General features: G+C 74.0%; 23 protein-coding genes. 14 read left to right on the forward strand and 9 right to left on the reverse strand.

Annotated features, from left to right (window positions below; translation table 11 throughout):
- Window positions 1-133: 133 nt before the first annotated feature.
- A complete protein-coding gene (gene glmM, locus ACFZA0_RS22515) occupies window positions 134-1,492 on the forward strand; it encodes a phosphoglucosamine mutase (RefSeq protein WP_391019758.1) in 1,359 nt (452 codons plus the stop codon).
- 23 nt (window positions 1,493-1,515) lie between these two features.
- On the opposite strand, the gene ACFZA0_RS22520 is transcribed toward glmM, so the two are convergent.
- Both ACFZA0_RS22520 and coaA read right to left on the reverse strand, forming a co-directional pair.
- Window positions 1,516-2,463 (reverse strand): DUF389 domain-containing protein, encoded by a 948-nt coding sequence (locus tag ACFZA0_RS22520; protein ID WP_391019761.1) that lies wholly within the window; start codon window positions 2,461-2,463, stop codon window positions 1,516-1,518.
- A gap of 43 nt (window positions 2,464-2,506) precedes the next feature.
- Window positions 2,507-3,496, reverse strand: coding sequence for a type I pantothenate kinase (gene coaA, locus ACFZA0_RS22525; RefSeq protein ID WP_391019764.1), 990 nt, complete (start codon window positions 3,494-3,496; stop codon window positions 2,507-2,509).
- 169 nt (window positions 3,497-3,665) lie between these two features.
- Between coaA and glmS the strand changes: the two genes are divergently transcribed.
- The gene (gene glmS, locus ACFZA0_RS22530; protein ID WP_391019766.1) at window positions 3,666-5,513 is read left to right on the forward strand and encodes a glutamine--fructose-6-phosphate transaminase (isomerizing); all 1,848 of its coding nucleotides are present in this window, start codon (window positions 3,666-3,668) and stop codon (window positions 5,511-5,513) included.
- 62 nt (window positions 5,514-5,575) lie between these two features.
- Here the strand turns inward: glmS and ACFZA0_RS22535 are convergent, their stop codons facing one another.
- Complete coding sequence (locus ACFZA0_RS22535) at window positions 5,576-7,315, reverse strand: insulinase family protein (RefSeq protein WP_391019769.1); 1,740 nt, start codon at window positions 7,313-7,315, stop codon at window positions 5,576-5,578.
- Complete coding sequence (locus ACFZA0_RS22540) at window positions 7,312-8,274, reverse strand: hypothetical protein (RefSeq protein ID WP_391019772.1); 963 nt, start codon at window positions 8,272-8,274, stop codon at window positions 7,312-7,314. Before ACFZA0_RS22540 ends, ACFZA0_RS22535 begins: the two co-directional genes overlap by 4 nt.
- Window positions 8,275-8,433: 159 nt before the next feature.
- Here ACFZA0_RS22540 and ACFZA0_RS22545 point away from each other — a divergent pair, with 159 nt between their 5' ends.
- The 6 genes from ACFZA0_RS22545 (at window position 8,434) to ACFZA0_RS22570 (ending at window position 13,918) form a co-directional block, all read left to right on the forward strand.
- Window positions 8,434-8,805: a holo-ACP synthase gene (locus ACFZA0_RS22545; protein WP_391019775.1), complete on the forward strand. Its 372-nt coding sequence runs from the start codon at window positions 8,434-8,436 to the stop codon at window positions 8,803-8,805.
- Window positions 8,806-8,871: 66 nt separating this feature from the next.
- The gene (locus tag ACFZA0_RS22550; RefSeq protein WP_391019777.1) at window positions 8,872-10,308 is read left to right on the forward strand and encodes an NAD(P)H-hydrate dehydratase; all 1,437 of its coding nucleotides are present in this window, start codon (window positions 8,872-8,874) and stop codon (window positions 10,306-10,308) included.
- 81 nt (window positions 10,309-10,389) lie between these two features.
- A complete protein-coding gene (gene alr, locus ACFZA0_RS22555) occupies window positions 10,390-11,553 on the forward strand; it encodes an alanine racemase (RefSeq protein ID WP_391019780.1) in 1,164 nt (387 codons plus the stop codon).
- Window positions 11,554-11,644: 91 nt separating this feature from the next.
- Window positions 11,645-12,874, forward strand: a complete 1,230-nt coding sequence (locus ACFZA0_RS22560; RefSeq protein ID WP_391019782.1) for an alpha/beta fold hydrolase — start codon at window positions 11,645-11,647, stop codon at window positions 12,872-12,874.
- Entirely contained in the window at window positions 12,840-13,421 is a 582-nt protein-coding gene (gene tsaE, locus ACFZA0_RS22565; RefSeq protein WP_391019785.1) for a tRNA (adenosine(37)-N6)-threonylcarbamoyltransferase complex ATPase subunit type 1 TsaE, read from the forward strand. Before ACFZA0_RS22560 ends, tsaE begins: the two co-directional genes overlap by 35 nt.
- Window positions 13,422-13,666: 245 nt before the next feature.
- On the forward strand, window positions 13,667-13,918 hold the full coding sequence (locus ACFZA0_RS22570; RefSeq protein WP_391019788.1) for a hypothetical protein: 252 nt from the start codon (window positions 13,667-13,669) through the stop codon (window positions 13,916-13,918).
- 51 nt (window positions 13,919-13,969) lie between these two features.
- Here the strand turns inward: ACFZA0_RS22570 and ACFZA0_RS22575 are convergent, their stop codons facing one another.
- The gene (locus tag ACFZA0_RS22575; protein ID WP_391019791.1) at window positions 13,970-14,527 is read right to left on the reverse strand and encodes a hypothetical protein; all 558 of its coding nucleotides are present in this window, start codon (window positions 14,525-14,527) and stop codon (window positions 13,970-13,972) included.
- A gap of 111 nt (window positions 14,528-14,638) precedes the next feature.
- Between ACFZA0_RS22575 and tsaB the strand changes: the two genes are divergently transcribed.
- The 4 genes from tsaB to ACFZA0_RS22595 are packed head-to-tail and all read left to right on the forward strand — an operon-like array spanning window position 14,639 to window position 17,202.
- Window positions 14,639-15,292, forward strand: coding sequence for a tRNA (adenosine(37)-N6)-threonylcarbamoyltransferase complex dimerization subunit type 1 TsaB (tsaB, locus tag ACFZA0_RS22580; RefSeq protein ID WP_391019793.1), 654 nt, complete (start codon window positions 14,639-14,641; stop codon window positions 15,290-15,292).
- Window positions 15,293-15,342: 50 nt separating this feature from the next.
- On the forward strand, window positions 15,343-15,831 hold the full coding sequence (rimI, locus tag ACFZA0_RS22585; RefSeq protein ID WP_391020269.1) for a ribosomal protein S18-alanine N-acetyltransferase: 489 nt from the start codon (window positions 15,343-15,345) through the stop codon (window positions 15,829-15,831).
- On the forward strand, window positions 15,824-16,948 hold the full coding sequence (gene tsaD, locus ACFZA0_RS22590; RefSeq protein ID WP_391019796.1) for a tRNA (adenosine(37)-N6)-threonylcarbamoyltransferase complex transferase subunit TsaD: 1,125 nt from the start codon (window positions 15,824-15,826) through the stop codon (window positions 16,946-16,948). The genes rimI and tsaD overlap by 8 nt, the downstream gene beginning before the upstream one ends.
- Window positions 16,945-17,202: a hypothetical protein gene (locus ACFZA0_RS22595; protein ID WP_391019799.1), complete on the forward strand. Its 258-nt coding sequence runs from the start codon at window positions 16,945-16,947 to the stop codon at window positions 17,200-17,202. The genes tsaD and ACFZA0_RS22595 overlap by 4 nt, the downstream gene beginning before the upstream one ends.
- A 256-nt stretch (window positions 17,203-17,458) precedes the next feature.
- Here the strand turns inward: ACFZA0_RS22595 and ACFZA0_RS22600 are convergent, their stop codons facing one another.
- The 4 genes from ACFZA0_RS22600 to ACFZA0_RS22615 form a co-directional block, all read right to left on the reverse strand.
- Complete coding sequence (locus ACFZA0_RS22600) at window positions 17,459-19,780, reverse strand: glycoside hydrolase family 3 N-terminal domain-containing protein (RefSeq protein WP_391019802.1); 2,322 nt, start codon at window positions 19,778-19,780, stop codon at window positions 17,459-17,461.
- 184 nt (window positions 19,781-19,964) lie between these two features.
- On the reverse strand, window positions 19,965-20,864 hold the full coding sequence (locus tag ACFZA0_RS22605) for an ABC transporter permease subunit (RefSeq protein WP_391019804.1): 900 nt from the start codon (window positions 20,862-20,864) through the stop codon (window positions 19,965-19,967).
- Window positions 20,865-20,868: 4 nt separating this feature from the next.
- Window positions 20,869-21,747 carry an ABC transporter permease subunit gene (locus ACFZA0_RS22610; protein ID WP_391020272.1) on the reverse strand — a complete coding sequence of 293 codons (879 nt, stop codon included), beginning with the start codon at window positions 21,745-21,747 and terminating at the stop codon, window positions 20,869-20,871.
- Window positions 21,748-21,803: 56 nt separating this feature from the next.
- Entirely contained in the window at window positions 21,804-23,132 is a 1,329-nt protein-coding gene (locus ACFZA0_RS22615; RefSeq protein ID WP_391019807.1) for an extracellular solute-binding protein, read from the reverse strand.
- Window positions 23,133-23,237: 105 nt separating this feature from the next.
- Here ACFZA0_RS22615 and ACFZA0_RS22620 point away from each other — a divergent pair, with 105 nt between their 5' ends.
- Window positions 23,238-24,332, forward strand: coding sequence for a substrate-binding domain-containing protein (locus ACFZA0_RS22620; RefSeq protein ID WP_391019809.1), 1,095 nt, complete (start codon window positions 23,238-23,240; stop codon window positions 24,330-24,332).
- Window positions 24,333-24,442: 110 nt separating this feature from the next.
- Window positions 24,443-25,834, forward strand: a complete 1,392-nt coding sequence (locus ACFZA0_RS22625) for an endo-1,4-beta-xylanase (protein WP_391019812.1) — start codon at window positions 24,443-24,445, stop codon at window positions 25,832-25,834.
- Window positions 25,835-25,913 lie beyond the last annotated feature (79 nt).

Genomic DNA, 25,913 nt, shown 5'->3' on the forward strand with positions numbered 1-25,913 from the left:
GTGATCGGATGTTCAGGCATGGAATGCCTGGAATGCAGGAGCCGCGAGCGGCGCACCGGACGCGCCGTCCGCATCGGGACGGTTCCGGCGCATCGGCACGGCTTGCGCAACTGACGCTTCCTCAGGAGGACAAGTGGGACGACTCTTCGGCACGGACGGCGTGCGCGGTGTCGCCAACGCGGATCTGACGGCGGAGATGGCCCTCGGCCTTTCCGTCGCCGCGGCGCACGTACTGGCCGAGTCGGGAACCTTCGAGGGGCACCGGGCGACGGCGGTGGTCGGGCGCGACCCGCGCGCGTCCGGCGAGTTCCTGGAGGCGGCCGTGGTGGCCGGCCTCGCGAGCGCCGGCGTGGACGTCCTGCGCGTCGGCGTGCTCCCGACCCCGGCGGTCGCGTACCTCACCGGTGCGCTCGGTGCCGACCTCGGCGTGATGCTCTCCGCCAGCCACAACGCGATGCCCGACAACGGCATCAAGTTCTTCGCCCGCGGCGGCCACAAGCTCGCCGACGAGCTGGAGGACCGTATCGAGTCCGTGTACGCGGAGCACACCACCGGTGCCCCGTGGGACCGGCCCACCGGCGCGGGCGTCGGCCGGGTCACCAGCTACGACGCCGGCTTCGACAACTACGTCGCCCATCTCATCGGGGTGCTGCCCAACCGCCTGGACGGACTCAGGATCGTCCTCGACGAGGCGCACGGCGCCGCCGCGTACGTCTCGCCGGAGGCCTTCGCGCGGGCCGGCGCCGAGATCGTCACGATCGGCGCGGAGCCCGACGGCCTCAACATCAACGACGGCTGCGGCTCCACCCACATGGACAAGCTGAAGGCCGCCGTCGTCGAGCACGGCGCCGACCTCGGCATCGCGCACGACGGCGACGCCGACCGCTGCCTCGCCGTCGACCACACCGGCCAGGAGGTGGACGGCGACCAGATCCTGGCCGTCCTCGCCCTCGCCATGCGCGAGCACGGCGGGCTGCGGCACGGCACGGTCGTCGCGACCGTCATGTCCAACCTGGGCTTCAAGCTGGCCATGGAGCGCGAGGGCCTGGCCCTCGTCCAGACCGGCGTCGGCGACCGCTACGTCCTGGAGGAGATGAAGGAGCACGGCTACGCCCTGGGCGGCGAGCAGTCCGGGCACGTCATCATCCTCGACCACGCCACCACCGGCGACGGCACGCTCACCGGCCTGATGCTGGCCGCGCGGGTCGCCGAGAGCGGGCGCACCCTCAAGGACCTCGCGTCCGTCATGGAGCGGCTGCCCCAGGTGCTCGTCAACGTCCCCGACGTGGACCGCTCCCGGGTCGACACGTCGGCCGAGCTGGCCGCCGCGGTCACCGAGGCCGAGCGCGAACTCGGCGGCACCGGGCGGGTGTTGCTGCGTCCCTCGGGTACCGAGCCGCTGGTGCGCGTCATGGTCGAGGCCGCCGACATCGAGCAGGCCCGCTCGGTCGCGGGGCGACTCGCGGACGTCGTGAAGTCGGCGCTGGGCTGAGGTCTGCCGCCCGGCGCCGCGGGTCACCCCCCGGCGCCGGGCAGTACCCGTCCGCGCTGCCGCCGCCAGAGCCACTTCTGGGCCAGCAGCGTGAGGGTGCCGGCGACCACGATGCCGAGCAGGTTGGCCAGGAGCTGCTGGGTCGAGCCCCACATCTGGGCCGTGTCCCCGTAGGCCAGGGCCACCGCCGCGTTGGCCGCCGCGGGCACCGTCGTCACCGAGATGGCGACGCCCACCAGCGCCCCCGACTTCGCCGACGTCAGCGACAGGGTCCCGGCCACGCCGGCGAGCACCGCGACGACGAACGAGAACCAGTCCGGGGCGTACACGAACCCCGTGTTGGGCCGGTCCGCCTCCAGCTTGCCCTCGCTGAACAGGCCCAGCGCGTCCATGAGCAGGCTGAAGCCGACCGTGACCGCCATCGCCACCGCGAACCCCACGAGCAGGGCGACCAGGGAACGCAGGGCGAGCCGGGGCGCGCGCCGCACCAGCGCGGTGCAGATGCCCGCCAGCGGGCCGAACTCCGGGCCCACCGCCATCGCGCCGACGATCAGGATCGCGTTGTCGAGCACCACACCGCAGGCGGCGATCATCGTCGCGATGGTGATGAAGGCCAGATAGGTCACCGACAGCGTCGACTCCTCGTTCGTCGACTCGGTCAGGTCCTCCCAGAGCACCGCGTCCGCGCCGTCGCCCGGCGCCTCCCGCTCGGCCCGGTCCGCGCGGGCCGACAGCGTCAGGCCGGGGCTCTCCACGGTGATCGCGCCGGTCCGGTCGATGCCCAGTTTCCGCAGCGCGCCCAGGAGTTCGTCGCCGGCCTCCCTGGCGACGTCGCACAGGACGACGTCCCCGACGGGTTCGCGGGCCGCGCCGGTGAGGACGACGAGATGCGTGGTGCCGACCGTCCCCCCGATCAGCTCGACCACCTCGTCGGTCCGGTCGGCGGGTGTGATCAGGCGCAGGTGCAGCATGGGGGCAGGCTAGCCGTACGGCTCTTCCCCGCGCGCCCCGCCCTCAGAGCTTGCGCAGCCGCAGCCGCTGCACCTTGTGGTCCGGGCCCTTGCGGACGACCAGGGTCGCGCGGCCCCGCGTAGGCGCCACGTTCTCCGTCAGGTTGGGCTCGTTGACGGTGCGCCAGGTCGTGCGCGCGTAGTCCATGGCCTCCTCCTCGGAGACCTGCGTGTACTTGCGGAAGTACGAGGACGGGTTCTGGAACGCCGTCTCCCGCAGCCGGCGGAAGCGGTGCAGGTACCAGCGCTCGATGTCCTCGGGGCGCGCGTCCACGTACACGCTGAAGTCGAAGTAGTCCGCGAGGCCGACCCGGGTGCGGCCGTCGCTGCCGGGCAGCGCCGGCTGGAGGACGTTCAGGCCCTCGACGATCAGGATGTCCGGGCGGCGCACCGTCAGCCGCTCGCCGGGCACGATGTCGTAGATCAGGTGGGAGTAGACGGGGGCCGTCACCTCCTCCTTGCCCGCCTTCACGTCGGCCACGAACCGGGTCAGCGCCCGCCGGTCGTACGACTCCGGGAAGCCCTTGCGCGCCATCAGCCCGCGCGCCTGGAGCTCCCGCGTCGGCAGCAGGAACCCGTCCGTGGTGACCAGCTCGACGCGCGGGTGCTCCGGCCAGCGCGACAGCAGCGCCTGGAGCAGGCGGGCCACCGTGGACTTGCCGACGGCCACCGAACCGGCGACGCCTATGACGAACGGGGTGCCCGCCTGGGACCCCTGCTCGCCGAGGAAGGTGTTCAGGGCGCCCCGCAGCCCGTCGGTGGCCTTCACGTAGAGGTTCAGCAGGCGCGACAGCGGCAGGTAGATGTCGCGCACCTCGTCGAGGTCGATGACGTCGCCGAGGCCGCGCAGCTTCTCCACCTCCGCCGCGGTCAGCGGCAGCGGCGTCTTGTCGCGCAGCGCGCTCCACTCGGCCCGGGTGAGGTCGACGTAGGGAGTCGCCTCCGGCCGGGACCGGTGGGCGCTCCTGGGGGTCGTGGGCACCGAAGAGATCACGTTCCATTGTTACGGCGATTTGAACGGGACGGCGGGTGGGGTGTGTCACGCAGGTGGCCGGAGGGCGGGGCGGCCCGTCGTGTCCGGGGTGTCGTACGGCGGTGGGAATTTCCGATTTCGGGCACGGAGTGCCGGATTCCCGCACCGGTCGGCCCGTAGGCTGCCGCCCATGTGCGGAATCGTGGGATACGTGGGGGCGCAGTCGGCGCTCGATGTCGTGATGGCCGGGCTGAAGCGGCTGGAGTACCGGGGCTACGACTCGGCGGGGGTCGCCGTGCTCGCCGACGGCGGTCTGGCCGCGGCGAAGCGGGCGGGCAAGCTCGTCAACCTGGAGAAGGAACTCGTCGAACATCCGCTGCCGGCCGGCGCCACCGGCATCGGGCACACCCGCTGGGCCACCCACGGCGGCCCCACCAACGCCAACGCCCACCCCCACCTGGACAACGCCGGCCGGGTCGCCGTCGTCCACAACGGGATCATCGAGAACTTCGCCGACCTGCGCGCCGAACTCGCCGAGCGCGGCCACGACCTGGCCTCCGAGACGGACACCGAGGTCGTCGCGCACCTGCTCGCCGAGGAGTTCTCCTCCTGCGCGGACCTCGCCGAGGCCATGCGCATGGTCTGCCGCCGCCTCGAAGGCGCCTTCACGCTGGTCGCCGTGCACGCGGACGAGCCGGACGTCGTGGTCGGCGCCCGCCGCAACTCCCCGCTCGTGGTCGGGGTCGGCGAGGGCGAGGCCTTCCTCGCGTCCGACGTCGCCGCCTTCATCGCCCACACCCGCTCCGCGATCGAACTGGGCCAGGACCAGGTCGTCGAACTGCGCCGCGACGGCGTCACGGTCACCGGGTTCGACGGGGCCCCCGCCGAGGTCCGCTCGTACCACGTGGACTGGGACGCCTCCGCCGCGGAGAAGGGCGGCTACGACTACTTCATGCTGAAGGAGATCGCCGAGCAGCCCAAGGCCGTCGCCGACACCCTCCTCGGCCGCATCGACGCCGCCGGCTCGCTGACCCTCGACGAGCTGCGCATCAGCCACGCCGAGCTGCGCGAGACCGACAAGGTCGTCATCGTGGCCTGCGGGACCGCCTTCCACGCCGGGATGATCGCCAAGCTGGCCATCGAGCACTGGACGCGCATCCCCTGCGAGGTGGAGCTGGCCAGCGAGTTCCGCTACCGCGACCCGATCCTCGACCCGCGCACCCTCGTCATCGCCATCTCCCAGTCCGGCGAGACGATGGACACGCTGATGGCGCTGCGGCACGCCCGCGAGCAGGGCTCCAAGGTCCTCGCCATCTGCAACACCAACGGCTCGACCATCCCCCGCGAGTCCGACGCCGTCCTCTACACCCACGCCGGGCCCGAGGTCGCCGTCGCGTCGACGAAGGCGTTCCTGACCCAGCTCGTCGCCTGCTACCTGGTCGCGCTGTACCTGGGCCAGGTGCGCGGCACCAAGTGGGGCGACGAGATCCGCGCCGTCGTGCGCGACCTCGCGCAGATCTCCGGCGAGGTGGACCGGGTCCTGGAGACGATGGAGCCGGTACGGGCGCTGGCGCGCTCGCTGGCCGACAAGAACACCGTGCTCTTCCTCGGGCGGCACGTCGGGTACCCGGTGGCTCTCGAAGGCGCCCTGAAACTCAAGGAGTTGGCGTACATGCACGCCGAGGGGTTCGCCGCGGGCGAGCTCAAGCACGGGCCGATCGCGCTGATCGACGAGGACCTGCCGGTCGTCGTGGTCGTGCCGTCGCCGCGCGGGCGCTCGGTGCTGCACGACAAGATCGTCTCCAACATCCAGGAGATCCGGGCGCGCGGTGCCCGCACCATCGTCATCGCGGAGGAGGGCGACGAGGCGGTCGTCCCGTACGCCGACCACCTGATCCGCATCCCGGCCACGCCCACGCTGCTCCAGCCGCTGGTGGCCACGGTCCCGCTCCAGGTCTTCGCCTGCGAACTGGCCACGGCCCGGGGCAACGAGGTGGACCAGCCGCGGAACCTGGCGAAGTCGGTGACGGTGGAGTAGCCGGGGCCGGGCGGCGGGGAGGGGACGCGCCGGCCGCGCGTCCCCGCCCCGCCGCCCTCACGTCAGCGGCGGCGCGCCGACCTGAAGGCCGCGACCGCCCTGTAGGCCAGTACCAGCAGGAGCGTCACCGGGATCCAGACGACGACGATCCGTCCCGTGTCCGGGGTGTCGTACTGGAGCTCCCCGAAGGTGATGCGCAGGACCGGCACGAGCATCAGCAGTCCGGGCACGGTCAGCAGGACCGCGGTCAGGAGCCGCTTGCGGTCCGCCGCCGTCAGCTTCCGCCACTTCTGCTTCGTGGTGGGCGGCGCGGGCGCCGCCGGTATCTGTCCCGGCTCCCGCGCCGGGAGCGCCACCACGGCCTCCGGCGGGACCGCCGCGTCGATCTCGGCGATCTTCGCGGGCGTCACGCCCCGGAACAGGTTCGGCTCCACGGTCACGTTGAATCCGTCGTGCCCGGTGAGCGAGCGCGCCCCGTCCGGCCGCGTGGTCATGGCGGAGACCGCGTCGTACCGGACGGTGACCGGGCCCCGCGGGCCCTCCAGGCTCACGCCCTCCGCCCCGACGACCAGCGTGACGGCGTCGTTCGTCAGCGAGGGGTGCCGGGTGCCGGTGACCGACTCCTCCGAATGCTGCGGGGCGAGCGTGCAGCCCGCCCAGTCGAGCCCCCGCCCCGGCACCTGGAACAGCGCCGCGTCCCAGACCTCGTGGGCGACTTCGTGCAGGTCGCCCACGGTGACGGCCGCCAGCTCGGCCCGCTGCTGCTCCGGTCCCAGCACGCGGTGCCCGAGCAGCACACTGACGGCGTACGAGGGGAGCGCCGCCGCGCCCAGGTCGGGGACGTCGAACACCTTCAGTGCCCTGGCCCGCGCCGAGTCCAGTTCGGTCTGCGTGATGCGGCCCGCCCGCAGCCGGGCGAGCGTGTCGACGAAGCCGCCGACGACCGCGTCCTGCTTCTTCGGCAGCGCGTCCGCGTACGCGGTCAGCACCGCGTGGTCCGCGTCGCGCGGCGAGTAGTCGGCCTCCGCCGAGTACGAGTAGCCGCCCTCCTGGCGCAGGTCGTGGAAGAGGGCACGGCCCAGCACGTCCGCGAAGAGGGAGGCCGCGGTGGAGCGGCGGACGACCGAGGTGAGCAGGACGTGTCCGTCGTCGCCGGGCACGAAGGCGGGCGTCACGGGCAGGGCGTCGGTCGCCGCGGGCGCCGGGAAGCGGGTGCCTGCCGGCAGCGAGAGGTCCAGGCCCTCGGGCACGTGGTCGCTGGTGATCCACAGCACCGCGTTCTCCCGGGTGAACCGGGTCGCCGCCCAGTCCCGCACCTGCTCCGCGGTCAGGCTCCAGGTGCCCATCTCGTTGTAGCTGGACAGCCCGTAGCCCCGCGCGCCGTGGCGCCACATCGGCAGCTGGGAGACGGAGCCGCGGCCGGACGCCTCCGTGCGCAGGATCTCCCGCTCGGTCTCCAGCCGTTCCATCGGCAGGTCGCGCAGGGCCGCGCAGACGCCGTTGAGGTGTGCGACCACCTCGGCCTCGGAACCGGTGACGTGGAAGAGGGTGTAGGCGTTCGCCGTCGTGCCGTTGTGGTGCGCGTCGGTCAGGCCCAGGCGGTGCAGCGCCAGATGCTCGACGAGGTGGGTGATGCCGGAGGTGGCCAGGGTCTCGTCGGCGCGGCCCACGCGGAAGAAGAGGCCGGCCGTCGTCTCGCCCTGGCGCGGGGCGTAGAGAGTGGGAATGCCCTGCACGGTGGTGTGCGAGACCAGGCCGGCGAGCGTGTCGAGGCCCGGTGCGGCGGTGAGTCCGACGGTCATCGGTGGCCTCCTCGGGCCGTTGCCAGCGCGGCGTCGCGCTGATCGGCGAAGGCTCCCTGCCAGCGGGGCAGGTAGCGCCAGGGGAATTCGTCGATCCGGTTGCCGAGGGCCTCGAAGTGCGGTGCCGCGTCGGCGGGACGGCCGGCGAGGGAGAAGACCATGGCGAACGCGCCGTGCGCACCGGGCGCGTGCCAGCCCGGGACGAAGTCCGGATGCAGCACGGAGTCACGGGCGGCCTGCCGCAGTTCGGCCAGGACGGCCACCTCGCGCAGGTACGCGACGTCCTGGCCGCCCTCCAGCGACACCCAGTGCTCGATGTGCGCGAGTGCGACCAGGGCGCCCGACGGGGAGCCGGGCGGGGCGGCCGTCGCGCACTCGCGGGCGAAGCCGTGCGCCGCCTCCCAGGAGCCGCTCCACTTCGGGCACACCTGCTGGAGGTGCTGGAGCTGTGCGCCGTAGTGGTGCGGGTGGACCGCCGACAGCCGGTCGTAGCGGCGGCGGGACTCGGACTGCCCGAGTTCCAGACCGCGCGCGGACGTCTGGCGCGAGGCCCACGCGGCCGCGTACCCGGGGTGCTCGGCACACACCTCGATGAGCAGCCGCTCGGCCTTGCGCAGCCATTCGTGGAACCGCGCGAACCGGTCGCGCGAGACGTGCTGCGCCTCCGCCCGGCTGCGGATCTCCCAGCCCATGCGGATGTACCGCTCGGCGAGCAGGGCCCGCGGCAGCGGGTCGTCCGGCTGCTCGGCCGCCGCCCGTTCCAGGAGCGTCTCCACCTCGTCCAGGTCGCCCAGGGCGCCGGCCGCGTAGTGGGTCCGCTCGCCGTCCAGCCCGTCGAAGAAGGCCCGGACCGCCGTCCAGTCGCCCGCGAACGCCGCCTGGCGCAGCGGAGCCAGGTCCGGATGGACCTCGAAGGGATCGCACAGCAGTGGCTGCGCTCCCGTGGCAGTTGTGGTCATGCCTCCGCCCCCTGGCGTGCTTACGGAAAGGAGTCCGCCGCGCCGACTGGCCCCCCAGGGCGCGCACGGACGTGATCAACGTCGTGATCAAGTTGCCGCAGGCTAGCAGTCGGCTGTGACAGACGGGTGTCCCTCACACACACCCGTAGGGTGCGGTGCATGAGCATCATCGGGGTCGGGATCGACGTGGCCGAGATCGACCGGTTCGGGGCGTCGCTGACGCGCACGCCGGCGCTGGCCGCCCGGCTGTTCCTGCCGCAGGAGCTGTCGCTGCCGAGCGGCGAGCGGCGGGGGACCGCCTCGCTCGCCGCCCGGTTCGCCGCCAAGGAGGCGCTCGCCAAGGCGCTGGGCGCGCCCGGCGACCTGCTGTGGACGGACGCGGAGGTGTACGTCGAGGACACCGGGCAGCCGCGGCTGCGCGTCACGGGCACGGTCGCGGCGCGGGCCGCCGCGCTGGGCGTGCGGTCCTGGCACGTGTCGCTGAGCCACGACGCGGGGATCGCCTCGGCCGTCGTGATCGCCGAGGGATAGCACCGCCTCCGGCCCCGTCGGCGGCCCGGAGGCGGGCCCGGAGGTTTTCGGGGCAGACTCGGAACCATGCGTACTGCGTACAGCGTGGAGACGGTCCGGACGGCCGAGCGGGAGCTGATGGCGCGGCTTCCCGACGGGGCCCTGATGCAACGCGCCGCCGCGGGACTCGCCGTCGCCTGCGCCCAGTTGACGGGCCGGGTCTACGGCAGCCGCGTCGTCCTGCTCGTCGGCAGCGGCGACAACGGCGGCGACGCCCTGTACGCCGGTGCCCGCCTCGCCCGGCGCGGGGCCGGCGTCACGGCGGTGCTGCTCAGCCCCGGCCGCACCCACCCCGGCGGCCTCGCCGCGCTGCGCCGGGCGGGCGGGTCCGTGAGCGACGACCTCGCCGGGGCCGGCGGCCTCGTCGACCGGGCCGACCTCGTCGTCGACGGCATCGTGGGCATCGGCGGCAGGGGCGGCCTGCGCCCCGACGCGGCGCTCCTCGCCGAACGCGCCGCCCGCTCCCGCGCCGCCGTGCTCGCCGTCGACCTGCCCAGCGGTGTCGACGCCGACACCGGCGAGGTGCACGGGGCCGCCGTACGGGCCGACCTCACCGTCACGTTCGGCACCCACAAGCCGGGGCTGCTGATCGACCCGGCGCGGGAGTACGCGGGATCGGTGCGGCTCGTCGACATCGGCCTCGACCTGCCCGCCGAGGCCGAACTGGAGGCGCTCCAGCACGCCGACGTGGCCGCCCTGCTGCCGCGGCCGGGCGGCGAGAGCGACAAGTACCGGCGCGGGGTCGTCGGCGTCGTCGCCGGGTCCGCCCGCTATCCCGGCGCCGCCGTGCTGGCCGTCGCCGGGGCGCTGCGCTCCGGCGCGGGCGCCGTGCGGTACGCGGGGCCCGCCGGGGACAGCGTGCTCGCCCGGTTCCCCGAGACCCTCGTCTCCCGCGAGGGACCGGCTCGGGCCGGACGCGTGCAGGCGTGGGCCGTCGGGCCCGGTGTGGGGGAGGACGCGGACGCCGTCGCCGAGGTGCTGGCGGCCGACGTGCCGGTGCTCGTCGACGCGGACGGGCTGCGGCTCGCCGACCGGGAGACCGTGCGCGCGCGCACCGCCCCCACCCTGCTCACCCCGCACGCCGGGGAGGCCGCCGCCCTGCTGGACACCGACCGCGCGGACGTCGAGGCGAACCGGCTGGCCTCGGTGCGCGCCCTCGCCGCCCGGTACGGGGCGACCGTGCTGCTCAAGGGCGCCACCACCCTGGTGGCGGACCCGGGGGGCGGCGCGGTGCGCGTCAACGCGACGGGCACGCCCTGGCTCGCCACCGCCGGCAGCGGCGACGTGCTCTCCGGGCTGGCCGGCTCGCTGCTCGCCTCCGGTCTCTCCGCGCGCGACGCGGGCAGTGTCGCCGCCTACCTGCACGGCCTCGCCGGCCGGCGCGCCGCGCACGGCGCGCCCGTCGGCGCGCACGACGTGGCCGAGGCGATCCCGGGCGCCTGGCGCGACGTCATGGACGCGTGAGACGGCGGGCCGGCACGCGCGTACGGACCCGCTGCACCGTACGCGCCGGAGCCGGGGACCTCTTTGAGACACTGGGGCGCGATGACTGAGACACCACCAGCGCCGACCGCGCCGCTGCGCGCCCGCGCCGAGATCGATCTGGCCGCCCTGCGGGCCAACGTGCGCGCCCTGCGCGACCGGGCCCCCGGCGCCGCCCTCATGGCCGTCGTCAAGGCCGACGCGTACGGCCACGGCGCGGTCCCGTGCGCGCGTGCGGCCGTCGAGGCGGGCGCCACCTGGCTGGGCACCGCCACGCCCGAGGAGGCGCTCGCCCTGCGCGCGGCCGGGATTCCCGCGTCGGTGCGGGTCATGTGCTGGCTGTGGACGCCCGGCGGGCCCTGGCGGCGCGCGATCGAGGAGGACATCGACGTCTCGGTCAGCGCCATGTGGGCCCTGGGCGAGGTCGTCGAGGCCGCCAGGGCGGCCGGGCGGCCCGCCCGCGTCCAGCTCAAGGCCGACACGGGCCTCGGCCGCAACGGCTGCCAACCCGGCCCCGACTGGGACGAGTTGGTGGGCGCGGCCCTCGCCGCCGAGGCCGCGGGGCTGCTGCGGGTCACCGGCCTGTGGTCGCACTTCGCGTGCGCCGACGAACCCGGCCACCCCTCCATCGCCGCCCAGCTCACCGTGTTCCGCGCGATGCTCGCGGAGGCGGAGGGCCGCGGCGTGCGGCCCGAGGTGCGGCACATCGCCAACTCGCCCGCCACGCTCACCCTGCCCGCGTCGCACTTCGACCTGGTCCGCACCGGCGTCTCCGTCTACGGCATCTCGCCCAGCCCCGAGATCGGCACCTCCGCCGACCTCGGACTGCGCCCGGTGATGACGCTGTCGGCGTCCCTCGCCCTGGTCAAGCAGGTGCCCGGCGGACACGGCGTCAGTTACGGGCACCACTACGTCACTCCCGGCCGGACCACCCTCGGCCTGGTCCCCCTCGGCTACGCGGACGGCGTCCCGCGGCACGCGTCGGGCGCCGGGCCGGTGCTGGTCGGCGGCAAGTGGCGCACGGTCGCGGGCCGCATCGCCATGGACCAGTTCGCCGTCGACCTCGGCGGCGACGAGCCCCAAGTGGGCTCCCGCGCCGTCCTGTTCGGCCCCGGCGACGGGGGCGAGCCGACCGCCGAGGACTGGGCGCAGGCGGCCGGCACCATCGCGTACGAGATCGTCACCCGCATCGGAAGCCGCGTACCGCGCGTCCACGTGAACGGATGACGGCACCGGTGAACGGGGTAACCGCACAGGGGCGGCCCGCGCCGGACAGGCCCCCCGCGGCACACGCGACCACGGCGAAGAGGAGCGGGACGTGAGCGAGAGCAGTGCGGACGGCGTCGGGGAGGCCGTCGCGGCGGCCGCCGCGGGCAACTGGCGCCGGGCCGGTCTCGCGGGCGCCGCGATAGGGGTCGTCGCCGCGGGCGCCGCGGCCGGTGTCGCCGTGGAGCGCATGACGGTGGGCCGCGGCATGCGGCGCCGCGCCCAGCTCGTCCTCGACTCGTCGGGCCCGTACGGCGCCCTGCGCGGCACCCCCGGCAAGGCGTACGCCGACGACGGCACCGAGCTGTACTACGAGGTCGACGACGTCGAGACCGAGCCGGCCCTCGCGCCCAAGCGGCGCCGCCTGTTCGGGCGCAAGGCACCCGCGCCGGTCACCGTCGTGTTCAGCCACGGCTACTGCCTCAACCAGGACTCCTGGCACTTCCAGCGGGCCGCGCTGCGCGGTGTCGTGCGCACCGTCCACTGGGACCAGCGCAGCCACGGCCGCTCCGGGCGCGGTCTCGCGCAGACCCGCGAGGGCGTGCCGCTGACCATCGACCAGCTCGGGCGCGACCTGAAGGCCGTCATCGACGCCGCCGTGCCCGAGGGCCCCGTCGTGCTGGTCGGGCACTCCATGGGCGGCATGACGATGATGGCGCTGGCCGCGCAGTACCCCGACCTGATCCGTGACCGGGTGGTCGCCGCCGCTCTCGTCGGCACCTCCTCGGGCCACCTCGGCGAGGTCAACTTCGGCCTGCCGGTGGCCGGGGTGAACGCGGTGCGCCGCGTCCTGCCCGGTGTGCTCAAGCTGCTGGGGCAGCGGGCCGACCTGGTGGAGAAGGGCCGCCGGGCCACCTCGGAGCTGTTCGCCGGGATCATCAAGCGGTACTCGTTCGCGTCCCGCGACGTCGATCCGGCGGTCGCCCGGTTCGCGGAGCGGATGATCGAGGCCACCCCGATCGACGTGGTCGCCGAGTTCTACCCGGCGTTCACCGACCACGACAAGCAGGACGCGCTCGTCCACTTCAAGGACATGGCCGTCCTCGTGCTCGCCGGGGTCGACGACCTCGTCACGCCCAGTGAGCACAGCGAGGCGATCGCGCGGCTGCTGCCGGACGCCGAACTCGTCCTCGTCCCGGACGCCGGGCACCTCGTGATGCTGGAGCACCCGGACGCCGTGACCGACCGGCTCGCGGACCTGCTGTCCCGCGCGGGAGCCGTGCCGTCAGGGGCTACCGTGGCTGGTTATGGAAGCACCAGCAGCAGCACGGGGCGCGGCTGAGCCGGAGGCCGGTTCCACCGCCTCGTCCGTTCCCGCCGACGTCTCCTCCGGGGCCCTCCCCGCGACCGCCGTCGAGATCACCGTCGACTCGCCCGACCGCATGCTTGAGCTGGGCCGCAGGCTCGCCGCGCTCCTGCGCGCAGGTGACCTCGTGATGCTGAGCGGCGAGCTCGGCGCCGGGAAGACGACGCTCACCCGCGGGCTGGGGGAGGGCCTCGGGGTACGGGGCGCGGTCACCTCGCCGACGTTCGTCATCGCCCGCGTGCACCCCTCCCTCGGCGACGGGCCGCCGCTGGTGCACGTCGACGCGTACCGGCTCGGCGGCGGACTCGACGAGATGGAGGACCTCGACCTCGACGTCTCGCTGCCCGAGTCCGTGGTCGTGGTGGAGTGGGGCGAGGGCAAGGTCGAGGAACTCGCCGACGACCGGCTCCAGTTGAGGATCCACCGGGCCGAGGGCGACACCACCGACGAGGTGCGCCACGTGACGGCCACGGGCCTGGGCCGCCGCTGGGCCGCCGCCGACCTGGCCTCCCTGGCCGGCTGACGGCCTCGCGGCCCCGGCCGTCCCGCCTCCCACGACCCGCCCGGCGGCGGTACCGCGCGTCCGCCGGGCGGGTCGTCGCGCCCGGACACAGGGCATGCACGGCGATGCGTTCGTACGTTCACCTGAACGTTCCGACAAGGCGTCGGGAAGATATTGCGCCGGGCGCCCCGCCCGTGGTCACATGGTATCCAGCCCGTAGTTAGGTACACCTAACCACGACCGCCCCCGACGCTCAGGAGGCGCACATGCCGGCCACGGAACGAGACGGGACGCCCTTCGCGGCGACCGGGGTGCCCCTGCGCGACCTGCTGGCGGCGGGCGCCGCCGCGCGGGCGGTCTCGACCCCGCCGACCCACGACGAGCGCGCCGCGAGCGGCGACCGTGCCGACGGCGCGGCGCGCGCGGGCGAGCGGCGGGCGGTCGCGGGTGCCCGGCGCGGTGCCGCCGCCGCCCAGGCGCCGGGCGAGACCCCCGGCGCACGCCGCGAGGCGGCCTGACCGTCCCGGTCCGACCGCCGCGTGCGCCCGGCGTCGTCGCCGTTGCCGGCGTCAGCGGATGACGACGACCCGCTGGCCGATCGTCGCGAACTGCCACATCGCCTCGCCGTCGGCCCGTGACTCGCGGATGCCGCCGGTCCTGTCGTCCGGGGCCGGCCGCGTCTGCGGCGGGCGGACCGCCGCGCTGAACCCGATGGCGATCCCGTCCACGCTCGCGAACCGCACCACGTGCTCGATGGGCGCCCCGTCGGTGCCGGTGACCGCGTTGGAGCGCGAGTCGACCGAGTAGCTGTCGGGCGCCGGGTCCACGCTGCCCGGGGCCACCTTGAAGGTCCGCAGCACCCTGCCCCGCGCGCTCACCAGCCAGACCCGGTCGTCGTCCACCGAGTAGACGACCCGCTCGCCCGTGCCCGACGAGGCCGGCAGCGCGGTGGGGTTCCTCCGGTCGCGCGGCGCCTTCGAGGCGACGGCGGCGGTGGGGACGCTCTTCGCGGCGCGGCCGACGCCGGCCGGGACGGTCGCGTACGCCTGGAAGGCGAGGACGCCGACCGTCGCGACGGCCACCGTGGTGAGTCCGGCCACCACCATTCCCGAGCTGCTGTCTGCCACCCTCGCCTCACTCCCCACTGTGACCGTCCGGTACCTCTGGGTGACCGTAGCAGTGCGGGCGGTCCGCCCCGGGCGGCCATGCCCGGTGCGCGGGAGCCGTAGGCTGTTTGCGTGCTCTTGCTCGCTCTGGATACCGCCACCCCCGCCGTGACCGTCGCCCTGCACGACGGGGACGCCGTCGTCGCCTCGTCGAGCCAGGTGGACGCGCGCCGCCACGGCGAGCTGCTGCTGCCGGCCGTGGACCGCGTCCTCGCCGAGGCGGGGCTGAGGATCGACGCCGTCACGGGCGTCGTCGTCGGCGTCGGCCCCGGCCCGTACACCGGTCTGCGCGTCGGCCTCGCCACCGCCGACACCTTCGGGTTCGCGCTCGGCGTCCCCGTGCACGGCGTGTGCACCCTCGACGCCCTCGCGTACGCAGCCGACGTGGACGGACCGTTCGTCGTCGCGACGGACGCCCGCCGCAAGGAGGTGTACTGGGCGCGGTACGCCGACCCCCGCACCCCGCTGACCGGACCGGCGGTCGACCGTCCCGCCGACATCGCCGACGAGGTCGCCGGGCTGCCCGCCGTCGGCGCGGGCGCGCTGCTCTACCCGGACACGTTCCCCGACGCCCGCGCCCCCGAGCACGTCTCCGCCGCCGCGCTCGCCGCCCTCGCCGCGGAACGGCTGGCGCGCGGCGACGAACTCCCGCCGCCACGCCCCCTCTACCTGCGCCGCCCCGACGCGCAGGTGCCCAAGAACTACAAGGTGGTCACCCCCAAGTGACCGGCCCGCAGAGCGAGGCCGCCGGCCCCGACGCGCCCGTACTGCGCGAGATGCGCTGGTGGGACATCGATCCGGTGCTGCGCCTCGAAAAGGAACTGTTCCCCGAGGACGCCTGGTCGCGCGGCATGTTCTGGTCCGAACTGGCCCACGCGCGCGGCGCCGAGGCCACCCGGCGCTACGTCGTCGCCGTCGACGGCGACCGCCTCGTCGGGTACGCCGGGCTCGCCGCCGCCGGTGACCTCGCCGACGTCCAGACCATCGCCGTCGCCGCCGACCACTGGGGCACGGGCCTCGGCGGCCGGCTGCTGACCGAACTGCTGCGCGCCGCGACCGCCTTCGAGTGCGGCGAGGTACTGCTGGAGGTGCGCGTCGACAACGTCCGCGCCCAGAAGCTGTACGAGCGCTTCGGGTTCGTCCCCATGGGCTTCCGGCGCGGCTACTACCAGCCGGGCAACATCGACGCGCTGGTCATGCGCCTGACCGACCCCGCGAACTCCGTACAGGGAACCGACGTGCAAGGAACCGACATCCATGGCTGACTCACGCGACGAGCCGCTCGTTCTCGGCATCGAGACGTCCTGCGACGAGACCGGCGTCGGCATCGTCCGCGGCACCACCCTGCTCGCCGACGCGATCGCCTCCAGCGTCGACGAGCACGCCCGCTTCGGCGGTGTCGTGCCCGAGGTGGCCTCCCGCGCCCACCTGGAGGCGATGGTGCCCACCATCGAGCGGGCGCTGAAGGACGCGGGCGTGAGCCCCCGCGACCTCGACGGCGTCGCCGTCACCGCCGGCCCCGGCCTCGCGGGCGCGCTGCTCGTCGGCGTGTCCGCCGCGAAGGCGTACGCCTACGCGCTCGGCAAGCCGCTGTACGGCGTCAACCACCTCGCCTCGCACATCTGCGTCGACCAGCTGGAGCACGGGCCGCTGCCCGAGCCGACGATGGCGCTCCTGGTGTCCGGCGGCCACTCCTCGCTGCTGCTGTCCACCGACATCACCGCGGACGTCCGGCCGATGGGCGCGACCATCGACGACGCGGCGGGCGAGGCGTTCGACAAGATCGCCCGCGTGCTGAACCTGGGCTTCCCCGGCGGTCCGGTCATCGACCGGTACGCGCGCGAGGGCGACCCGAACGCCATCGCCTTCCCGCGCGGTCTCACCGGGTCGCGCGACCCGCTGTACGACTTCTCCTTCTCGGGGCTGAAGACGGCTGTGGCCCGCTGGATCGAGGCGAGGCGCGCGTCCGGCGAGGACGTGCCCGTGCGGGACGTCGCCGCCTCCTTCCAGGAGGCGGTGGTCGACGTGCTGACCCGCAAGGCCGTCCGCGCCTGCAAGGACCAGGGCGTGGACCACCTGATGATCGGCGGCGGCGTCGCGGCCAACACGCGGCTGCGGGCGCTGGCCCAGGAGCGCTGCGAGAAGGCCGGCATCCGGCTGCGCGTGCCGCGGCCCAAGCTGTGCACGGACAACGGCGCGATGGTCGCGGCCCTCGGCGCGGAGATGGTCGCCCGCAACCGGACTCCGTCCGACTGGGACCTGTCGGCGGACTCCTCTCTGCCGGTGACCGACCCGCACGTCCCGGGCCGCGGCCACCCGCACGACCACGACCACGACCACGACCACGCGCACGAGATCAGCGGGGAGAACCTCTACTCATGACGGTCGCCCTGATGTGGGAGGCCCGCGCGGTTCCCGGCCGGGGGGACGACCTGCTGGCATGGACCCGCGCCCAGGACCTCCCCGCGACGCCCCTGCGGCGCGAGACCCTGCGCGCCCCGCAGGACCGCGTCCTCGTCATCACCTGGTGGGACGCGGAGTACGACGCCGACCTGCCCGAACTGCCGGAACCTGACGGCGAGTTGGTGACCCGCACGGTGCACCGCTGGCGGTTCGAGGCGGTCGACGGGGGCTGAGCCCCGGTCGGCGTCCTGCGTGCCGGGGACCGCGCTGCCACGCGCCGGACACGGACGCGGAGACGGCCGGCCCGGTGTTCCCGACGGGGCCCGGCCCGATGTGGACCCGGCCGACCCGGCCGGGGTGCCCGACCCGGCGGCGGGAACACCCCGTTGTGCGGATCCGTCCGGTTCGGCGAGCGCGGCGCCGCGGGCCGAGGGCCGGGTACCCGGGGCGATGTGCCGCCGGTCGCGGTGCCCGGCCCCGGCCGGAGACCTACGCCTGCGTCACCTCCGTCACCTTCGTCCCGCAGAACAACTCCCGGTCCGGGCCCAGGACTCGCGTCGGCCCCGTCAGGGTGATGTGTTCCATGTGCCGGACGTCCGTCGTGGACGCGGCCAACCGGAGTTCCAGCGCACCCGGTTCGACCACGCGGCGCCCGGTGCGGTCGGTGAACGCGGACAGGTCCGCGTGGAAGGCGAACGCCACCCGGGCGGCCGCCCCCGCCTCCAGCTCCACACGGCGGTAGCCGATCAGGCGGACGTCGGGGCGGGTGACCGAGGCGACCGGGTCGTGCAGGTAGAGCTGGACGACCTCCGTGCCCGCGCGGTCGCCGGTGTTGCGGACGGTCAACGCCACCTCGTGCGTGCCGTCGGTGGCGACGGCCGCCGACCCGTCCTCCCCGGGCGCCGGTTCCCACGCGAACGTGGTGTACCCGCGGCCGTGGCCGAACGGGAACAGCGGGGTCGGGTCCAGGCTGCTGACCTCGCTCGCCAGGCCCAGCGGCGGCTGGAGGTACGTCCACGGCTGGCCGCCGGGCGAGCGCGGCACGCTCACCGGGAGGCGGCCCGACGGGGCGACCCTGCCGGACAGGACGCCCGCGAGGGCGGGGCCGCCCTCCTCGCCCGGGAAGAACGCCTGGACGGCCGCGCCCCAGCGCTCCCGCCAGCGCCCCAGCGCGTAGGGGCGGCCTGTGAGCAGCACCAGGACGACGGGCACGCCGGTGTCGCACAGGGCGTCGAGCAACTCTCCCTGAACGCCCGGGAGTTCGAGGTCCCCCACGTCGCAGCCCTCGCCGGAGGTGCCCCTGCCGAACAGTCCGGCCCGGTCGCCGAGCGCGACCACGACGACGTCCGCCTCGGACGCCCGCGCGACCGCCTCGGCGATGCCGTCGGTGCCGGGCCCCGAGACGTCGCAGCCCTCGGTGAACGTCAGCTTGGAGTCCGGGAGTTCGGCGCGCAGGGCGTCGAGGAGGGTCGGTACGTCGATGCCGAGCGGGATGTCCGGGTGGTGGGTGCCCACGTGCGACGGGAAGGAGTAGCAGCCGAGCATCGCGAGCGCGTCGTCGGCCCGCGGGCCCACCACCGCCACACGCGCGTCGGGGGCCAGCGGCAGCACGCCCGCCGGGTTGTCCAGCAGCACCACGGACTCCTCGGCGAGCCGGCGGGCCAGCGCGCGGTTCGCGGAGGGGTCCAGGTCCAGGTCACCGGGGCCGGCCGGCTCCGGCCGCCAGTCCTCGTCCAGGAGGCCCAGTTCGCACTTCTGGAGCAGCACCCGGCGCACCGCCCGGTCCACCAGCTCCTCCGGGACCGTGCCCGCGCGGACGGCATCGGCCAGGGGGGCGCCGTAGCAGTCGGGGGTGGGCAGTTCGACGTCGACGCCCGCCGCGAGGGCCGCGTGGGCCGCCTCGGCGGGGGTGCCGGCGACGCGGTGCAGGGTGCGCAGGAAGCCGAGTCCGAAGTAGTCGGAGACGACCGTGCCGGTGAACCCCCAGCGCTCCCGCAGGAGTTCGGTCAGCAGCTCCGGGTCGGCGGACGCCGGGACGCCGTCCGTCTCGTTGTAGGCCGCCATCACCGACCGCGCGCCGCCCTCGCGCAGGGCCATCTCGAACGGCACCAGCGTCACGTCGGCGAACTCCCGCACCCCGGCCCGGACGGGGGCGAGGTTGCGGGCGCCGACGGAGGACGCGTACCCGGCGAAGTGCTTGAGGGTCGCCACGACGCCCGCCGCCTCAAGTCCCTTGACGTAGGCGGCTCCCACCGTGCCGACCAGGTACGGGTCCTCGCCGATGGTCTCCTCGACCCGCCCCCAGCGGGGGTCCCGCACGACGTCCAGGACGGGCGCGAGCCCCTGGTGGACGCCGGCCGCGCGCAGGTCGGCGCCGATGCGGCGGCCCATCTCCCCGACGAGCGCGGGGTCGAAGCTCGCGCCCCACGCCAGTGGCACCGGGTAGGCGGTGGCGCCCCAGGCGGTGAAGCCGGCCAGGCACTCCTCGTGGGCGACGGCGGGGATGCCGAACCGGTTGGCGGCGGCGATCTCCCGCTGGGTGCGGGCGAGTGCGCGGGCGCCCGCCGTCGGGTCCACCGGGACGGTGCCGAACGACCGGGTGAGCTGGCCGAGTCCGTGCGCGATCAGGTCGGGCCAGGCGCCCGGCGGTGTCATGTCGCTCTGGTGGGGGGCGACGGCGCCGCCGTCGGTGGCGCCCACCCACACCCCGTAGAGCTGGGCGGTCTTCTCCTCCAGGGTCATCCGGGGGAGGAGGTCGTCGACACGGGCGGCCGGGGACAGCGCGGGGTCGCGCCAGGGGGCGGTGGTCATGGAACTCCGTTCGGGGGAGGGGTGGTTCGCCGGACGCGCGGCCGGGCGGGTGCGGGTCGCGAGGGCGCTCCGACGGACGCTGCCGGGGCGGCGGTGGGGGCCCGGCGGGCGTCCGGCCGGGACGCCGCCCGTGGGGCGGGCCGGCCGGACGGGCCGCCTCAGCGGCGGGGGCGGCGCGCCCCGGTCACTTGCCGCCCACGCCCATCAGGCCGCCGACGAGCGCGCGCCGGGCCACCAGGTAGACGGCGAAGATCGGGACGCCGGAGAGGACGACCGAGGCGAGCAGGGCGGGGATGTTCACGCCGAACTGGCTGATGTAGTTGAACAGTCCGAGGGTGAGCACGCGCGGCCCGTCGGACTGCGTGAAGATCAGCGGGAACAGGAAGCCGTTCCACGCCTGGAGCGCGGAGTAGATCACGACGGTCCCGATGCCGCCCTTGGTCAGCGGGATCACGAGCTGGAACAGCATGCGGACGGGCGAGGCGCCGTCCAGGGCCATCGCCTCGTACAGGTCCTCCGAGACGTCCCGCAGGGTGCCGGTGAGGATCAGGACCGAGACGGGCATCGCGAAGGCCGCCGTCGGCAGGATCACCGCGAGCAGGCTGTCGTAGAGGTTCAGCTTGGCGATCATCAGGTAGAGCGGGACGACGACCGCCTGGGCGGGGATCGCCACGCCCAGCAGGAACAGCCGGAAGGCCGCGCCGGACCAGCGGTCGCGGGTGCGCACGGCGACGTACGAGAGCGGCACGCACAGCACCAGGACGATGCCGACGACCGCCCCGGCGACGATCGCCGTGTTGGCGAGGAAGTGCCCGAAGCCGTTGTGCAGGACGGTGTCGTAGTTCTCGAAGGTCGGATCGGTGGGCGGGGTGAGGGCGTTGTGGCCCAGCGCCTTGTCCTGGCGGGTGAGGGACGCGGAGATCATCGCGTAGATCGGGACGATCACGACCGCGAGCCACACCACGGCGCCGAGGCCCGCCAGCGGGTTCCCGCGCCGCCGCCAGGGCCGGCGCCGGGGCGCGGCCGGCGGCGGGGGAGGCGCCTGCGCCTCGGTCACCGGACGCGGCAGTGTGCTGTGTGACACTCCGTCACATCCCTTCCCGTGTACTGCGCATGGCTCCGAAACCGGTCAGCCGCACCAGCAGCAGGGACAGCGCGGTCGCCGCCACCACCAGGAACGACGCGACGGCGCTCGCGTAGCCGAAGTCGTAACTCTTGAAGCCCGCCTCGTACATGAGGTACGGCAGGATCGCCGTGTCGGTGCCGGGGCCGCCCTGGGTCAGGATCAGCACCGTCTCGAAGTAGGTGAGCGAACCGACCACCATGAGCACCCCGGACGTCGTCGCCGTGGTGCGCAGCTGGGGCAGCGTGATGGAGAAGAACTGCCGTACGCGGCCCGCCCCGTCGATCGCCGCCGCCTGGTAGAGCACGTCGGGGATCTGCCGGGCGCCGCCCTGGTAGAGGAGCGTGTGGAACGGGACGAACTGCCAGCCGCCGACGAACACGATGGCGAGGAAGGCGCCGTTCGTCGTGCCGAGGGTGTCCCGGTGGATGATCCCGAAGTTCGGGTCGAGCAGCGCGTAGAACAGCAGCGAGATCGCCGTCGACGACAGCAGGAACGGCACGAAGAACACCGCCGACAGGATCGCCCGGTTGCGCTGCCGCCCGGCCGCCCAGACGCCGATCAGCAGGGCGGCGACGGTCTGGAAGGCCCAACTGCACGCGGTCAGCAGGACGGTGACCGTCAGGGACTGCGTCAGCCGTGAATCCCCCAGCAGCTTGCGCCAGTTGGCGAGCCCGGCCGGGGTCGGGTCGCCCAGGCCGTTCCAGTGGGTGAAGGAGAGGTAGAACGCCAGGACCATCGGCACGACGGCGAAGAACGCGAAGAACAGCACGGCGGGCAGCGCCCAGACGGCGTGCGGGCGCCCGGCCCGTGCCCGCCCGCCGCCGGGGGCACGGCCGGCCACGGCGGGCGCGCCGGGCGCGCCCCCGCCGTGCGCCGGCGCCGCGGTGTCCGCCGCGCTCACTTCAGGGCCTTGAGCGCCGCCACGAACTTCTCGGGCGTCGACTTGCCCACGAACAGCTTGTTGATCTCGGTGAGCATCGGCGTCGACACCGAGGGGTCGACGGCCTGGTCCCAGCTCAGCGTGAACGCGGGCGCCTTCTGCACCATCGTGTACTGGAAGGTCGCGAACTCCGGGTTGGGCGACTTGGCCAGCAGCTTCGCCGCGTTGGACGTGGTGGGGATGTCCCCGTTGGCGACGAGGTCGCGCGCGTACGTCTCCGAGGCGCAGTCGCGCAGGAAGGCGATCGCGGCGTCCTTGTTGCCCGTGCGCTTGTTCACGGACCAGTAGTTGGTCGGGTTGCCGACGACGTTGCGGACGTCGCCGGTGCCGCCCTCGACGGTCGGGAACGCGGTCCAGCCCAGGTGGTTCTTCGCGAAGTCGGGGAACTTGCCGAGCTGCGTCGAGTACTCCCACGAGCCCATCAGGTGCATCGCCGCCCTGCCCTTGGCGAACACGGCGGGCGCGCCGCCGTTGGTATAGGACACCGAGCTGTAGCCCTTGCCGAACGCGCCGTCGTCGATGAGCGTGCGGACGGTCTGCGCGGCCTTCAGCACCGCCGGGTCTCCCCAGCCGGACGCGTCGCCGTTCTTGATCTTCTCGAAGACGGCGGGGCCGCCGATGCGGTCCACCAGGTACTCCAGCCACATCAGTTCGGGCCAGATGTCGGAGCCGCCGAGCGCGAACGGGGTGATCCCGGCCTTCTTCAGCTTGCTGTTGATGTCGAGCAACTGGTCCCAGGTGGTGGGCGGTTGGAGCTTGTGCTCGGCGAAGACGGTCTTGTTGTAGAAGAGGATCACCGGCTGCATGCCGCGCATCGGGATGCCGTAGTTGCGTCCGTCGAGCGCGCCCGCCGCGAGCACCGAGGGCAGGAACCCGGACTTGAGGACCGGGTCGGTCCTGATGGTGTCGGTCAGGTCGATCAGCTGGTCCGCCTCGCGGTACGCCTTGATCGAGCCGCCGCCCCAGTTGAAGAACACGTCCGGCGCGTTGGGGGAGCCCATCGCCGTGCGCAGCTTGGCCGGGTACTCCGTGCCCGGGACCTTCTCCAGCTTGACCTTGCCGCCGGCCTTCTTGGCGGCCGCCGAGGCGTTGAACCGGTTGACGGCTTTGACCTGCACCTTCACCGCGTCGTCGCCGTAGACGAGGGCGGTGAGCGTACCGCCGCTGCCGGAGCCGTCGCTGGAGCCGCAGGCGGTGAGCCCCGTGGTCAGGACAGTGGCGGCACCGGCGCCGAGCACCCAGCGCCTGCTGAACGTACGCCCGTCGTTGGACGTGGTGGACCCCATGACAGCACCTCTCGCGAATGTTTCGGGCTGCACTTCGAATGTTTTGGGAACGTAAGCCGCTACCGAAGGGTCGTCAAGGGGGTGCGCAGAGATACGATCGCCGCCATGACGTCACCGGAATCCGCTGAAACCCAGACGCGAGCGCGGTCGGCAGCCCGGTCGGCGCCGAAGTCGGCACCGCGGTCGGCACAGACCGCGACGCTCGCCGAGATCGCCCGCGAGGCCGGTGTGTCCGCGCCGACTGTTTCGAAGGTCCTCAACGGCCGCGCCGACGTCGCCCCGGCGACCCGCACCCGCGTCGAGGGGCTGCTGCGCGACCACGGCTACCGGCGCCGCCGCACCGAGTCGACCCGCTCCCCGCTGCTCGACCTGGTCTTCCACGAGCTGGAGAGCGCGTGGGCGATGGAGGTCATCCGAGGCGTGGAGAACGTCGCGCGGGACGCCGGTCTCAGCGTCGTGCTGTCGGAGAGCGCGGGCCGGCTGACCCCCGGGCGCACCTGGGCCGACCAGGTCGTGGCCCGCCGCCCGCACGGCGTGGTGCTCGTCCTGTCGGGGCTCGACGACGCCCAGCGCACCCTGCTGACCAGCAGGTCCATCCCGTTCGTGGTGATGGACCCGGCGGGCGACCCGGGGGCCGACGTGCCGTCCATCGGCGCCACCAACTGGCAGGGCGGACTGGCCGCGACCCGGCACCTCGTCGACCTCGGGCACACCCGGATCGGCGCCATCAGCGGCCCGTCGCGCATGATGTGCAGCCGCGCCCGGGTGGACGGCTACCGCGCCGCGCTGGAGACGGCGGGGCTGCCGGTGGACCCCGCGCTGATCAAGGCGGGCGACTTCCACCACGAGGCGGGCTACCGGCTCGGCCTCGACCTCCTGGACCGCCCCGACCGGCCCACCGCCGTCTTCGCGGGCAACGACCTCCAGGCGCTGGGCCTCTACGAGGCGGCGCGCGAGTGCGGACTGCGGGTTCCGGACGACCTCAGCGTGGTCGGCTTCGACGACCTGCCGGTGGCCCGCTGGGTCGGCCCGCCGCTGACGACCGTGCGCCAGCCGCTCACGGAGATGGCCGAGGCGGCCGCCCGGCTGGTGCTCGACCTCGGCCGCGAGGACGGGACCCCGGCGACGACCCGGGTGGAACTGGCCACCAGCCTGGTGGTGCGCAGCAGCACGGCGCCGCCGCGCGATCCGTCCCGGTGAACCGGGGGCGGCCGGGGCGGCCGTCAGGTCTCTTGACGGGTGGGGCGCGCGCCCCCACACTCCTCCGCAGTCAGTCGGTTGGACGACCGAAACTTTCGGAGGTACCCGCGATGACATCCCCCCGGACGACCGGGAGAACTCCCGCCACCCGTTCCTTAGTCACGCGCCTGGCGGCCCTGGCCACCGGCGCCCTCACCGCTCTCGCCCTGTTCACCGCCGCCGCCCCCGCGGCGCACGCCGCCGACGCCCCGTTGCGCGACCTCGCCGCCGCCAAGGGCAAGGTGATCGGCACGGCGGTCACCGGCTCCCGGCTCACCGGCACCTACGGCGACATCGCCGGCACGCAGTTCAGCTCGCTCACCCCCGGCAACGCCATGAAGTGGGGCAGCGTCGAGCCCACGCAGGGCACGTTCAACTGGAGCGAGGCGGACCAGATCGTCGCCTTCGCGCGGGCGCACGGCCAGCAGGTCCGCGGGCACACCCTGGTCTGGCACAGCCAGAACCCGAGCTGGCTCACCAACGGCACCTGGACCGCCGCCCAGTTGAGCACCCTGCTCCAGAACCACATCACCACCGAGGTGAGCCGCTACCGGGGCCAGGTGGCGTCCTGGGACGTGGTGAACGAGCCGTTCAACGAGGACGGCACGTACCGTTCCGACCTCTGGTACGACAACCTCGGCCCCTCCTACATCGCGCAGGCGCTGACCTGGGCACGCGCCGCCGACCCGGACGCCAAGCTGTACATCAACGACTACAACGTCGAGGGCGTCGGGGCGAAGAGCGACGCCCTGTACGACCTCGTCAAGTCACTGAAGGCGCAGGGCGTTCCGATCGACGGCGTCGGTCTCCAGGCCCACCTGATCCTCGGCCAGGTGCCCGCCACGCTCCAGCAGAACATCCAGCGGTTCGCCGACCTCGGCGTGGACGTGTCCGTGACCGAGCTGGACGTCCGTATGCAACTCCCCGCGACAGCGGCCAAGTTGACCCAGCAGGCCGCCGACTACAAGGCCGTGTTCGCCGCGTGCGTCGCGGTGTCCCGGTGCGCGGGCGTCACCGTCTGGGGCTTCACCGACTCCGACTCGTGGATCCCGGACGTCTTCAGCGGCTACGGCGCCGCGACCCCCTACGACGAGAACTACGCCCCGAAGCCCGCCTACGGGGCCATCGCCGAGGCGCTCGGGGGCGGCGGTACGACGACACCGCCGACGGGTGCCTGCACAGCCTCGTACGAGGTCGTGAGCGCGTGGAACAACGGGTTCACCGGGCAGGTCCGGATCTCCTGCTCGGGTGCCGCGCTGTCGTCGTGGAAGGCGACCTGGACCTACGGCGCGGGGCAGAGGATCACGCAGGCGTGGAACGCGGCGTGCACCCAGTCCGGCACCGCCGTCAGTTGTGCGAACGCCGGGTACAACGGCACCGTCCCGGACGGCGGATCGGTGACGTTCGGGTTCAACGCCTCGTGGAGCGGGAGCAATCCGGTGCCCGTGGTGACGCTGGGCTGAGCGGTGCCGCCGCCGCCCTCCGCGGGGCGGCGGCGCCGATGAGGCGTGCTTGAGAATCGTGAGAATCTCCGAAGGAATG

Origin of the sequence: Streptomyces sp. NPDC008150 (genome assembly GCF_042956945.1) — a bacterium.
In the GTDB taxonomy this organism is placed as follows: domain Bacteria; phylum Actinomycetota; class Actinomycetes; order Streptomycetales; family Streptomycetaceae; genus Streptomyces.

Bases quoted from the DNA above. Each gene is read 5' to 3' on its own strand.
- ACFZA0_RS22520 (WP_391019761.1), bottom strand. From the start codon at position 2,463: ATGCTGCACCTGCGCCTGATCACACCCGCCGACCGGACCGACGAGGTG.
- glmS (WP_391019766.1), top strand. From the start codon at position 3,666: ATGTGCGGAATCGTGGGATACGTGGGGGCGCAGTCGGCGCTCGATGTC.
- ACFZA0_RS22535 (WP_391019769.1), bottom strand. From the start codon at position 7,315: ATGACCGTCGGACTCACCGCCGCACCGGGCCTCGACACGCTCGCCGGC.
- ACFZA0_RS22540 (WP_391019772.1), bottom strand. From the start codon at position 8,274: ATGACCACAACTGCCACGGGAGCGCAGCCACTGCTGTGCGATCCCTTC.
- ACFZA0_RS22545 (WP_391019775.1), top strand. From the start codon at position 8,434: ATGAGCATCATCGGGGTCGGGATCGACGTGGCCGAGATCGACCGGTTC.
- ACFZA0_RS22550 (WP_391019777.1), top strand. From the start codon at position 8,872: ATGCGTACTGCGTACAGCGTGGAGACGGTCCGGACGGCCGAGCGGGAG.
- alr (WP_391019780.1), top strand. From the start codon at position 10,390: ATGACTGAGACACCACCAGCGCCGACCGCGCCGCTGCGCGCCCGCGCC.
- tsaE (WP_391019785.1), top strand. From the start codon at position 12,840: ATGGAAGCACCAGCAGCAGCACGGGGCGCGGCTGAGCCGGAGGCCGGT.
- ACFZA0_RS22570 (WP_391019788.1), top strand. From the start codon at position 13,667: ATGCCGGCCACGGAACGAGACGGGACGCCCTTCGCGGCGACCGGGGTG.
- rimI (WP_391020269.1), top strand. From the start codon at position 15,343: ATGCGCTGGTGGGACATCGATCCGGTGCTGCGCCTCGAAAAGGAACTG.
- tsaD (WP_391019796.1), top strand. From the start codon at position 15,824: ATGGCTGACTCACGCGACGAGCCGCTCGTTCTCGGCATCGAGACGTCC.
- ACFZA0_RS22595 (WP_391019799.1), top strand. From the start codon at position 16,945: ATGACGGTCGCCCTGATGTGGGAGGCCCGCGCGGTTCCCGGCCGGGGG.
- ACFZA0_RS22600 (WP_391019802.1), bottom strand. From the start codon at position 19,780: ATGACCACCGCCCCCTGGCGCGACCCCGCGCTGTCCCCGGCCGCCCGT.
- ACFZA0_RS22615 (WP_391019807.1), bottom strand. From the start codon at position 23,132: ATGGGGTCCACCACGTCCAACGACGGGCGTACGTTCAGCAGGCGCTGG.
- ACFZA0_RS22620 (WP_391019809.1), top strand. From the start codon at position 23,238: ATGACGTCACCGGAATCCGCTGAAACCCAGACGCGAGCGCGGTCGGCA.
- ACFZA0_RS22625 (WP_391019812.1), top strand. From the start codon at position 24,443: ATGACATCCCCCCGGACGACCGGGAGAACTCCCGCCACCCGTTCCTTA.